Annotated in this window: 12 protein-coding genes and 1 tRNA gene; 6 read left to right on the forward strand and 7 right to left on the reverse strand. The window is 32.5% G+C overall.

Annotation, left to right across the window (positions count from 1 at the left end; translation table 11 throughout):
* Positions 1–121: 121 nt before the first annotated feature.
* Positions 122–196, reverse strand: a tRNA-Pro gene (locus tag ACVEGE_RS02990).
* A gap of 203 nt (positions 197–399) precedes the next feature.
* Here ACVEGE_RS02990 and ACVEGE_RS02995 point away from each other — a divergent pair.
* From ACVEGE_RS02995 to ACVEGE_RS03020, 6 genes are all read left to right on the forward strand, one after another.
* Positions 400–1,167: a ParA family protein gene (locus tag ACVEGE_RS02995; protein ID WP_173856403.1), complete on the forward strand. Its 768-nt coding sequence runs from the start codon at positions 400–402 to the stop codon at positions 1,165–1,167.
* 4 nt (positions 1,168–1,171) lie between these two features.
* Positions 1,172–2,071 carry a ParB/RepB/Spo0J family partition protein gene (locus ACVEGE_RS03000; RefSeq protein WP_192500153.1) on the forward strand — a complete coding sequence of 300 codons (900 nt, stop codon included), beginning with the start codon at positions 1,172–1,174 and terminating at the stop codon, positions 2,069–2,071.
* A complete protein-coding gene (locus ACVEGE_RS03005) occupies positions 2,072–2,638 on the forward strand; it encodes a DUF5683 domain-containing protein (RefSeq protein WP_173852833.1) in 567 nt (188 codons plus the stop codon).
* 57 nt (positions 2,639–2,695) lie between these two features.
* Complete coding sequence (gene dapB / locus ACVEGE_RS03010) at positions 2,696–3,397, forward strand: 4-hydroxy-tetrahydrodipicolinate reductase (protein ID WP_192500154.1); 702 nt, start codon at positions 2,696–2,698, stop codon at positions 3,395–3,397.
* Positions 3,398–3,442: 45 nt separating this feature from the next.
* Complete coding sequence (lepB, locus tag ACVEGE_RS03015; RefSeq protein ID WP_192500155.1) at positions 3,443–5,017, forward strand: signal peptidase I; 1,575 nt, start codon at positions 3,443–3,445, stop codon at positions 5,015–5,017.
* A gap of 91 nt (positions 5,018–5,108) precedes the next feature.
* Positions 5,109–5,726 carry a WbqC family protein gene (locus tag ACVEGE_RS03020; protein ID WP_192500156.1) on the forward strand — a complete coding sequence of 206 codons (618 nt, stop codon included), beginning with the start codon at positions 5,109–5,111 and terminating at the stop codon, positions 5,724–5,726.
* Positions 5,727–5,749: 23 nt separating this feature from the next.
* Here the strand turns inward: ACVEGE_RS03020 and ACVEGE_RS03025 are convergent, their stop codons facing one another.
* The 6 genes from ACVEGE_RS03025 to ACVEGE_RS03050 form a co-directional block, all read right to left on the reverse strand.
* Positions 5,750–6,796, reverse strand: coding sequence for an endonuclease/exonuclease/phosphatase family protein (locus ACVEGE_RS03025; RefSeq protein ID WP_192500157.1), 1,047 nt, complete (start codon positions 6,794–6,796; stop codon positions 5,750–5,752).
* A 55-nt stretch (positions 6,797–6,851) separates the two neighbouring features.
* Positions 6,852–7,718, reverse strand: a complete 867-nt coding sequence (locus ACVEGE_RS03030) for a rhomboid family intramembrane serine protease (RefSeq protein WP_192500158.1) — start codon at positions 7,716–7,718, stop codon at positions 6,852–6,854.
* A gap of 45 nt (positions 7,719–7,763) precedes the next feature.
* Complete coding sequence (locus ACVEGE_RS03035; RefSeq protein ID WP_173852827.1) at positions 7,764–8,516, reverse strand: rhomboid family intramembrane serine protease; 753 nt, start codon at positions 8,514–8,516, stop codon at positions 7,764–7,766.
* Positions 8,513–10,387, reverse strand: coding sequence for a DNA mismatch repair endonuclease MutL (gene mutL, locus ACVEGE_RS03040; protein ID WP_192500159.1), 1,875 nt, complete (start codon positions 10,385–10,387; stop codon positions 8,513–8,515). The genes ACVEGE_RS03035 and mutL overlap by 4 nt, the downstream gene beginning before the upstream one ends.
* Before the next feature lie 168 nt (positions 10,388–10,555).
* The gene (gene ribH, locus ACVEGE_RS03045; RefSeq protein WP_192500160.1) at positions 10,556–11,128 is read right to left on the reverse strand and encodes a 6,7-dimethyl-8-ribityllumazine synthase; all 573 of its coding nucleotides are present in this window, start codon (positions 11,126–11,128) and stop codon (positions 10,556–10,558) included.
* 41 nt (positions 11,129–11,169) lie between these two features.
* Positions 11,170–11,943 (reverse strand): tetratricopeptide repeat protein, encoded by a 774-nt coding sequence (locus ACVEGE_RS03050; protein ID WP_192500161.1) that lies wholly within the window; start codon positions 11,941–11,943, stop codon positions 11,170–11,172.
* Positions 11,944–12,162: the final 219 nt, after the last annotated feature.

A 12,162-nucleotide genomic window follows, 5' to 3' on the forward strand; every position in this document is an offset into this window, starting at 1 on the left:
ACATACTATTATTAAGTATTGGAGAGAAATGAAATTCTTAAAATTAACTTACATGAAATCGAAAACAAAAGTTCATTTTTAAGCATAAAAAAAACCTTCTTGTAGAACAAGAAGGTTTTAGTCGGGGTGGCAGGATTCGAACCTGCGGCCTCCTGCTCCCAAAGCAGGCGCGATAACCGAGCTACGCTACACCCCGTAACGCGGGTGCAAAGATACAACTCTTTTTTACTTTTGCAAACTATTTTAAAAAAAATAAAAACCTAAATAAAAATAATAGATAGAGCATACACTTTTATGTTATCAAAGCCCAACAAATCAATGTTTAACAAATGTTAACAAAATAGATTTTTAGAAACCATAATAAATTGTATTTTTACGGTTCAAAATATACAAAATCACATGGGCAAAATCATTGCGATTGCTAATCAAAAAGGAGGAGTTGGAAAGACTACAACATCAGTAAATCTTGCTGCTTCTCTAGGAGTTTTAGAAAAAAAAGTATTAATTATCGATGCTGATCCACAAGCTAATGCTAGTTCAGGATTAGGAATTGATGTAGAGAGTGTAGAGATAGGAACTTATCAAATCTTAGAACACAGCAACACTCCAAAAGAAGCTACCATTAAATGCTCAGCACCTAATGTAGATGTTATTCCTGCACATATTGACCTTGTTGCGATCGAAATTGAATTAGTAGACAAAGAAAATAGAGAGTACATGCTTAAAAAAGCATTAGAAAGTGTTAAAGATGAATATGATTTTATCCTTATAGACTGTGCTCCTTCTTTAGGCTTACTTACTCTAAATGCATTAACAGCAGCCGATTCAGTTATCATCCCTATTCAATGCGAATATTTTGCACTTGAGGGATTGGGTAAATTATTGAATACCATTAAAAGTATCCAAAAAATCCATAATCCTGACCTTGATATTGAAGGATTGTTATTGACTATGTATGATTCAAGACTACGTTTGTCAAATCAAGTAGTTGAAGAAGTTCAAAAACATTTTAATGATATGGTTTTTGAAACTATTATTCAAAGAAATGTAAAACTTAGTGAAGCACCAAGTTTTGGAGAAAGCATCATCAATTATGACGCAACAAGCAAAGGAGCAATCAACTATTTGCACTTAGCGCAAGAAATTATAAAGAAAAACAGTAAATAGTTTTATGGCAAAAGCAATTAAAAAACAAGCCTTAGGAAGAGGATTATCAGCATTATTAAAAGATCCTGAAAATGATATTCAATCAGTAAATGATAAAAACGCTGACAAAGTTGTAGGGAATATAATTGAGCTTGAAATTAGTGCTATTGAAATAAATCCGTTTCAACCTCGTAGCAATTTTAACGAAGATTCATTAAGAGAATTAGCCATATCTATCAAGGAACTTGGAGTAATTCAGCCTATAACAGTTCGTAAATTAGATTATAATAAATTTCAATTAATCTCTGGAGAACGTCGTTTACGTGCCTCAACCCTCATAGGATTAACCACCGTTCCTGCTTACATTCGTATCGCTAATGATAATGAATCATTAGTTATGGCATTGGTTGAAAACATTCAACGTCATGACTTAGACCCAATTGAAATTGCTCTTTCATACCAACGATTAATGGATGAAATTCAATTAACTCAAGAGCAAGTAAGTGATCGCGTAGGAAAAAAACGCTCTACAATTGCTAATTACTTACGTTTATTAAAACTGGACCCAATTATCCAAACCGGAATTCGTGATGGCTTTATTAGTATGGGACATGGTCGCGCTATAATCAATATTGAAGATTTAGACGTTCAGACAGATATTTATCATAAAATTGTAAGCCAAAATCTTTCTGTACGTGATACCGAAGCGTTGGTAAAAAAACATCATGAAGGTTTAAGGCCACAAACCACTACAAAACCCGCGACAGCTTCATTCGAAATTGACCCATCTGAAAAGAAGGTTTTCAATGACTACTTTGGAAATCTTGTTGATGTAAAAGTTGCTGGTAACGGAAAAGGAAAAATCACAATTCCGTTTCAATCAGAAGAAGATTTTAATAGAATACTTGAATTAATTAAAAAATAGGTGAACAAGTTAACGCACATAGGATTATTATTTTTTATTCTAAGTAGCTTTTCTGCTTTAGCGCAGGTAAAAACAGTTTTACCTGTAACAGTAAAAGACACCTTAAAATCAACTAGTAACAATATTGATCCACTTACACCAGCAAAAGCAGCGTTTTATTCTGCCATACTTCCAGGTCTAGGGCAAGCTTATAATAAAAAATATTGGAAAATTCCTTTAGTATATGGTGCTATAGGAACGAGCCTTTATTTCTATTTAGATAGCAATAAAAAATACCATTTATTTAGAGATGCTTATAAACGTAGACTAGAAGGGTATACTGATGATAGTTTATCTAATTTAGATGACAGCCGTTTAATTGCTGCTCAAAAAGTGTATCAACGCAATAGAGATTTATCTGCATTATTTATTGCAGCATTTTACGCTTTAAATATTATAGACGCTAATGTTGATGCTGCCTTACTGCAGTTTAATGTTGACGGAAATTTATCTCTTAAACCTGTTCTTTACCCAAATGATGTAACATATAGAACAAACGTAGGACTAACACTTAACTATAGTTTTTAGAATCGAAAAAGAAACCTTCTTTTTGGCCTTTCTTATAAATTATCAAAAATATATCAAATGAAAATTGCACTTTTAGGATATGGCAAAATGGGCCAAGTAATCGAAAGAATTGCTCTTGAAAGAGGACATGAGATTGTCCTAAAAAAAGACCAAAACAATAGTTACGACGGACTTGAAAATGCGGATGTAGCTATAGACTTTAGTGTTCCTTTGGCTGCTGTTAGTAATATTTCAAATTGTTTCAATGCAAATGTACCTGTAATTTCAGGAACTACAGGATGGTTAGACCATTATGATGCGATGGTACAGTTATGCCAAGAAAAAAAAGGTGCTTTTATCTCCAGTTCTAACTTTAGCCTTGGTGTAAACATCTTTTTTGAACTTAATGAATATCTAGCTAAAATGATGGCTAAACTAAATAGCTATAATGTGACAATGGAAGAAATTCATCACACACAAAAACTAGATGCACCAAGCGGAACGGCTATTTCTTTAGCTAAAGGAATTATAGAAAATAGTACTTATACAGCGTGGACTTTACAAAATCCTGAAGCCAACCAAATTCATATTGAAGCAAAAAGAATCGGTAGTGTTCCTGGAACACATACCGTAAACTATAATTCTGAAGTGGATAGTATTGAAATAAAACATACTGCTCACAACCGTGAGGGATTTGCACTAGGAGCTGTAATAGCTGCTGAATGGATCATTGGAAAGGAAGGAATATTCTCCATGAAAGACGTACTGGATCTAAAATAATTTTGCCTATAAAGGCGTGACTGCCTCAACTTTAAATATATAATTATGACACTATATCAATGGTTTGTGTTTTTTTTACTGATTCAAATTGTTCACTTTTTAGGAACATGGAAATTATATGAAGCCGCAGGAAGAAAGCGTTGGGAAGCAGCAATTCCTGTTTACAATGCAATTGTATTAATGAAAATCATAGGAAGACCAACTTGGTGGACCTTATTACTTTTCATCCCAATTATTAACTTAATTATGTTTCCAGTAATCTGGATTGAAACATTAAGAAGTTTTGGAAAAAGAACTAGCTTAGACACTTTTTTAGGAATAATTACTTGTGGTTTATACATCTACTATGTTAATTACACACAAGACTTAAACTATACCGCTGACAGAACTTTAAGTCCACAAAATAAAGCCGCAGATACAGTAAGTTCTCTATTATTTGCCGTAATTGTAGCTACATTTGTACATACTTATTTTGTACAACCCTTTACAATTCCTTCTTCTTCTCTTGAAAAATCATTGCTTATTGGTGATTTCTTATTTGTGAGTAAAGTAAATTATGGCGCTAGAGTACCTATGACCACTGTAGCATTACCTATGGTTCATGATTCTATACCGCTTACAAAAAGCAAATCATATTTAAAATGGCCTGAATTACCTTATTTTAGATTGCCTGGAGTTGAAGATATTAAACGTACAGATATTGTTGTATTTAACTGGCCTGTTGATACTGTTCATTACTTTTTTGAACCTAAAGGAAGACCTGGAGTTATCAAACCTGTAGATAAAAAATCAAACTACGTTAAGAGATGCGTAGGTATTCCTGGAGACAGACTTTCTGTAAAAGACGGAATTGTTTACATAGACGGCAAAGTGCTGCAGTTACCTGAAAGAGCTAAACCTCAGTTTTCTTATGAAGTTGCTTTAGACGGTAAAACAAACATAGACTTTGAGTACTTATTAAAAAAATTAGACATTACAGATCCTGCTTATTTCAAGAATCCCGAAAAAAGAGATACACTAATGTTTAGTGCTCTTACCGCAGCTAGTGCTGAATATTTAAAAAGTATTCCTGGAATAACTGCAGTTACAAGACGTATCGCTAAGACTCCTGAAAGTGGAATTTTCCCTCACAACACTAATTGGAATCAAGATAACCTGGGACCAATATACATTCCGCAAAAAGGAAAAACTGTAGCACTTAATAGTGAAACACTTCCTTTTTATGAAAGAATAATTAGCACATACGAGTTAAATGATAATGGTGAAAAGAACGATTTAAAGGTAACTGGCAATGAAATCAGATTAAATGGGGTAGTCATTAAAGACTATACTTTTAAACAAAATTATTACTGGATGATGGGAGACAACCGCCACAACTCCGAAGACAGTCGTTACTGGGGCTTTGTTCCTGAAAACCATATTGTAGGTAAACCTGTTTTTATCTGGATGAGCTGGGATACAAACGGAAAAGGATTCAATAAAGTGCGCTGGGACAGAGTTTTCACCACAGTAAGTGGAGAAGGACAACCACAGTCCTACTTTAAGTTTTTCTTAATTGCATTGGCAGCATTTTTTGTTGGTGAATACTTTTGGAAAAAAAGAAAAGAGAATAAAGCATAATCAAAAGTTTAATTATCGAAAGTCATAAAGTTATTCCTAAAAGAGTACTTTATGACTTTCTATTTTAGTAATACTTTTAATTTACATAAAAATGAATACGTTATTACATCCTACCTACTTCCCTTCAATAAGTCATTTTGTTGCTATAGCACAAGCTGATAAAGTGATTTATGAAATAGAAGATAATTTTCAAAAGCAAACAAATCGTAACCGAACTTATATTTATAGTCCAAACGGAATACAATTATTAAACATTCCAGTTAGACATGCTAAATTAGGGCACCAAAAAACGAAAGACATTCAAATTGATTCCGACTTTGACTGGCAAAAACAGCACTACAAATCACTAGAAACAGCGTATAAAAACTCCCCGTTCTTTGAGTTTTTTGAAGACGACTTGCGTTTAATTTTCGAAAAAAAACACAATTTTTTATTGGATTTAAATTATGAAACTCTAGATTTTGTATCTAAAAGTTTGCGTAAAAAATTTGATTTTGATACCACTACAGTATACCATCATGAAGTAAATCTAAATCTCTTCTTGGATCATCGCAATCTAGTAAATGGAAAGAAAGATACTTCTTCATTTGCTGCCTATACACAAGTTTTTGATGACAAACATGGCTTTATAAACAACTTAAGCATACTAGACTTATTATTTAACGAAGGGAAGTTTACTGTAGATTACTTAAAAGAACAAACGCTTTAAGAATAGAATATAGTCTAAAAATTTTAATCCATAGAAAGCTCGGCCATTATAGGGTAATGATCTGAATTTTCAAAATCAGAGAAGGTCTCAAACTTTTTGACTTTCATTTTTGCATCAGCAAATATATAGTCAATTCTTGCTGGGTAATATCTAAATTTATATGTTTTTCCAAAGCCAACACCGGCTTCTTCAAAAGCGTCCTTTAACCCCCCTTTTATTCCGCGATACACATAAGAATATGCACTATTGTTCATATCTCCACATATAATAATAGGATAATTACAATCTTTTTTATGCTCTTTAAAAATCTCTGCTTGCTGTTGCTGCTGCTTAAAAGCTTTACTGATTCTAGAAAGCATCATTTGTGATTTCTCTTGATTGATGACATCAATGTTTTCGGAAATCTCATTTACATCTGGAGATATTTTTATAGACTGTAAATGCATATTATACACTCTAATGATGTCTTTCCCTTTTTTTATATCAGCGTAGATTACATTATTATTCGAGTTAGGAAACGCAATATTTCCTTCTTTAATAATTGGAAATTTCGAAAAAATAGCTTGCGCTGTTTTAATCTTATTCCCCTGCATTAAAATAAACTTATGACGGTATACTTTCAAATCAATATTAGCTGAATTAGAGTACTCTTGAATACATAAAATATCCGGATTCTTATCATTAATAAAAGACAGTATGTTTCCAGGAACATCTTCTTTATCCAACCATTTAAAAAGATTAAATAAACGAACATTATAACTCATTACAACAAAAGCCTTATCATCATCAGGAAGTTCTTTTGCTGAAAACTTATAAAATTTATTTATAAAAGTGATCCCCATTAATAGTACCAAACCTGACAACACCATCGTCTTTTTAAACTGGATACCCCAATATATAAAAAACAAGCCGTTAAGTATAAAAAATAGCGGCATGATCAACGTTAACACTGAAAGAATAGGAAACATTTTTGGTGCCAGAAAAGGAAGCACATACGCAATAAATGTTACCAATATTAACAACATATTTAATAAATACATGCCTTTATTGAACCAAGAAAGGTTTTTCATATTTTTGATTGTTCAGTGATTATTGTGCTACAGTTACAACGTTTAAATACAATTATTATTTACCTGTTTTAAACAAAAATTCTTTCTCTTCTTTAGACAAACTATCATAACCTGATTGGCTAATTTTATCTAATATCTCGTCAATTTGTTGTTGTGCTTTATCCTTAGTAATTATTTTTAACGTAGCCCTCTCCTTAACAGGAGGTTGATAATTTTTATGTACTTTCTTGAAAGGTGTCTTATTTGATTTTTTAAATAAATTAGTGAAAAAATCGACCACAGCGGTAACCATCTTACTTAAATCAGTTCCGTTTTTTAATAATTGAATAAACACAAATCCAAAAAAAGCACCCGCTAAATGCGAAATATGACCTCCCGTATTGCCCAAACGAAACTGCATAAGATCTAAAATTAAAATCACCGCAGTAACATGCCATAATTTCACATTACCAATAAACATTAATCGCAAATTCATTAATGGTTGGTAGGTAGTTGCCGCCACTAAGATTGCCATAATTGCTGCCGAAGCGCCTACAATACCTGAACTTATATTTAAAAAGTAATAACTTGTTATAAAAACAATTCCTGCAAAAACAGCACTCAAAAAATACAATCCCAGAAATTGCTTTTGAGTAAAAAAAGTTAAAAACAACCTGCTTGAAAAATTCAATATAATCATATTGAAAAACAAGTGCAGCAAACCATCATGAAAAAAAGCATAAGTTAAAAGCGTCCAAGGAGAATAGATAAAAGGATTAGGATCTGTTTTTAGTGCAAGCCAAGACGGAAAATTAAAACTACCTCCTTGAAAGTTGTAGAAAAAAACCAATGAAATCAGAAAAAAACCAACATTCCAGTAAATCAACCGATGTGCTATTCCTCCAAGCTTGTATTGTAATTTTAAATCTTCTAAAATATTCATCCTTTTAGTTTAGCGTTTATACTCCATTCTTCACGCAAGCATTATTTAGTTCCAACGTTTATTATTAAACTGGTTTTTTTTCCAAATCCACACCATAATCAAACCTGTAATTGCACCACCTATATGAGCATAATGCGCAACACCTTGACCAATCCCCATGAAAGAATTACCTAAGATACCAAAAAAACCATCATATAAAAGCATCCATATTGGCACGAAGTATTTTGCTTTAATAGGCACAGGGATAAACATAAGTGCTAACTCAGCATTAGGAAACATAAACGCAAAAGCCACTAGTAAACCGTAAATAGCACCAGATGCTCCTACAACCGTACCCATATAAGCACCAGTGAAGTTTTGAAATTCAGAAACTGTTAATAATTCTTGCCATTGTGTATTAATTTTACCTTCATTTAATAGTTGTAAAACTTCTGTTTTAGAAAAACCATTTGCAATAAGCGTATTCAAACTTTCGTTAAAAAAGTAATAATTAACTCCTGTATGCAATAAAGCAGCACCTAAACCACAAGAAATATAAAAGAAAACAAACTTTTTAGTTCCCCAAATATTCTCAAGAACAGAGCCAAAAGAATACAAGGCAAACATATTAAAGAAGATATGCATGAACCCGCCATGCATAAACATGTGGGTAATAATTTGCCAAAAATGAAAATTTTCATTTTCAGGAAAATACATGGCTAGAAATTTATAAGCACCATCTCCTACGATTTGTGTGCCAATAAAAAACAGCACATTAATTATCAATAATTGCTTTACTGCTTCGGTTAAATTTTTCATAATGCAAATTTTTTATCTATATCTTCCACACGCATGGTGATGAAAGTGGGTTTTTGAAATGGGGAAACATTTGGGTCTTTACAAGCAAAAAGTCCATTGACTAAATTCTCTTGCTCTTTAACCGTTAATGAAGTCCCTGTTTTTACAGCTAAACTCTTGGCCATTGATTTAGCTATTGTATCATTTTGACTAAAACTACTCTCTGGTATTCCATCATGCAAATCACTTAATAATTGCTCCAGCACTAATGAAACTTCACTTTCTGTAACATTTACCGGTGTCCCTGAAATCATAATATGATCCGCCTTAGTTTCTTCAAAAACAAAACCAGTATTTATCAAAGACAGCTTCAATTCCTCAATAAGTTCCATCTCTACAGATGAAAAATACAAATCCAAAGGAAATAACAATTGCTGACTTGACGCTTGTTGCACTGTCATATTAGTCAAAAATTGCTCGTACAAAACACGTTGATGTGCACGCTGTTGATCCACAATAACCATTCCTGATTTTATAGGAGATACAATATATTTTTTATGAATTTGGTACGCATTATTAACTGTTTGCTCTACATCTTCATCATTAAATAAAGACCCTGTAACCGCTTCGCTTTCAAACGAAATCTCGTCACTATTATTCCCTGAATCATTATCTAAACCTACATACAAACTTTCCCAACTAGGCCCTTGCTCTGACTTTTTAGGGTAAGAAGACGGAAACGATGCCGAGGAAGCTGAGGAATAATGTTTGTTTATTTTATCATCAGAGAACGGATTAAAACTCCTATCCACCTGTATCGTAGGCGTTTCCCCTTGTAAATCCTTATAACTATAAGGTGTATCTAAATTAGAATCTCTATCAAAATCTAAAACTGGAGCTACATTAAACTGTCCTAAACTGTGTTTTATAGATGCTCTTAAAATGGCATATAAAGCATGTTCATCATCAAATTTAATTTCTGTTTTGGTAGGATGAATATTGATGTCAATTGTATTTGGCGGTACTGTTAAATACAAAAAGTAACTAGGTTGTGCACCATCTTTTAAAACACCATCATAAGCAGCCATAACCGCATGGTGCAAATAACCACTTTTTATGAAACGATCATTTACAAAAAAGAACTGCTCTCCCCTACTTTTCTTAGCAAATTCAGGTTTACCTACAAATCCTTGAATAATAATAATATCTGTTTCTTCTTGAACTGGAACTAATTTTTCATTTGTTTTACCTGAAAAAATATTTACAATTCGCTGTCTCATTGTTGAAACTGGCAAATTAAACATCTCACTTCCGTTATGGTAAAAGGTAAAAGATATTTTTGGGTGTGCCAATGCGACACGTTGAAACTCATCAACAACATGACGATATTCTACCGTATCCGACTTTAAAAAATTGCGTCGTGCAGGAATATTGAAGAACAAATTTTTAACTGCAAATGAAGTCCCTCTTGGCAAAACAGCCACTTCTTGAGAGACAAATTTACTCCCTTCAATAACAATTTGTGTCCCTAGTTCTTCTTGATCTTGTTTGGTTTTCATTTCAACATGAGCAATTGCTGCAATAGAAGCCAAAGCTTCACCACGAAATCCTTTAGTACTCAATGAAAATAAATCTTCGGCTAATCTAATTTTTGAAGTAGCATGACGTTCAAAGCACAAACGAGCATCAGTAACACTCATTCCTTTTCCGTTATCGATCACTTGTACTAATGCTTTTCCAGCATCTTTTATAATCAATTTAATATCCGTTGCATTAGCATCAACAGCATTTTCAAGTAGCTCTTTAACAACTGACGCTGGTCTTTGAACTACTTCTCCAGCAGCAATTTGGTTCGCAACATGATCAGGAAGTAATTGAATTATACTCGACATTAAAAATTTTATTTTGAAGTTTTAAAAAATTAAGCTAGTAAGCTTATAAAGTATACAAATTTAACAAATTTCCATTGGCTTTAAGCCTTTAGACCGTCATAAATAAAACAAAAAAAACCTATACCATTTTTAGAACAGTATAGGTTTCATAATGAAATATTTACTTCTTTATTCTTCTATTTTCAAAGGCAAATCTTCAATTTGCAATTGTCCAGAAGCTAGTAAAGCTTGTTTTTTATATTCGTGAGTTAAAGAGGCTTGTTGACGAATAAAAGCCATTTTGATTGCAGCAATAGCAGCCTCAGTACCTTTATTTCCGTGAATACCACCGCTTCTATCTAAAGATTGTTGCATTGTATTATCAGTAAGCACACAAAAAATAACTGGAATATCCGTTTGAACATTCAGGTCTTTAATTCCTTGAGTAACACCTTCACATACAAAATCAAAATGTTTTGTTTGCCCTTGAATAACACAACCTATAGCAATTACTGCATCAACATTTTGAGTTTGCAACATTTTTTTACAACCATAAATAAGCTCAAAACTCCCAGGAACATTCCAACGGATGATATTAGAATCAACCACTTCATTGTCTAAAAAAGCATCGTAAGCTCCTTTATAAAGTCCTTCAGTAATGGTATCATTCCACTCAGAAACTACTATCCCAAAACGAAAATCTTTCGCCTTAGGAAGTGTGCTTTTATCATAAACAGATAAATTTTTATTTACGGTAGCCATTGTATTATTTTTTAAATTTAGATTTTAAATCTGAATTTTGATTATTGTGCCATTCCAATTAAAGCATCAACTTGTGCTGCTTCTGGAGCGGTATCAAAATTATCTTTAATATCAGTAAAGTATTTTAAAGCATCTTCTTTTTTACCTAAAGCTAAAGCTGTTTTTCCAGCTTTCAACAAGAAACGTGGTGTAGTAAAATCATTTTTATTAGCAGCAACTGCTTTTAAATAATTATCTAAAGCCTCTTGTTGTTCATTCTTTTGAGAATATGCATCTCCAATTGCTCCTTTTGCTAAAGCACTCAAAACAATATCTTCTGATTTGAATTTACCCAAGTAATCAATTGCCTCAGCATATTTACCTGTGTTCAAGTAAGCAATACCAGCATAGTAATTAGCTAAGTTTCCTGCATCAGTACCTGAGTACTCATCTGCGATTTTTATGAATCCAAATTTCCCTTCTGATCCGTTTAATGCTAATTTATAAAGTGAATCACTAGCAACTCCTTCAGTAGCTAATTGAAAATTATGTTGTGAAACAAACATTTCATCTGCCGCCTCAAGTTGTTTTGGCTCTGCAATAAACTTTTGATACGCTAAATACCCTACAGTAAGTAAAGCAACAGCACCTACAAAACCAATAATTACTTTTTGATTCTTAGCTACCCAGTCTTCCGTTTTAGAAGCAGTTTCGTCTAATTTCGAAAAAACTTCTTCAGTAGTACTGTCTGTTCCGTCAATATTAACATCTTCAACTGTATCTTTTACTTCCTTTTCTTTTGGAGCCTTATATCCTCTTTTACTGTAAGTAGCCATTTAAATTTATATTTAGTGAACCGCAAAAATAAAATTTTTATTCAAACCCACGCAAAAAAACAAGATTTTTATATTTAAATATAAAAAAACTATTTATTTAGCGCATCATCTTATCATTACAAAGATAAAACTTTAACAACAGAAAAACGTTAAAAGAGTATTATATCGATATTTTTCAATAATTTTACCCACTCAATAAATACCACTCAAAAACAATAA

It is taken from the genome of Flavobacterium sp. PL002 (assembly GCF_054165825.1).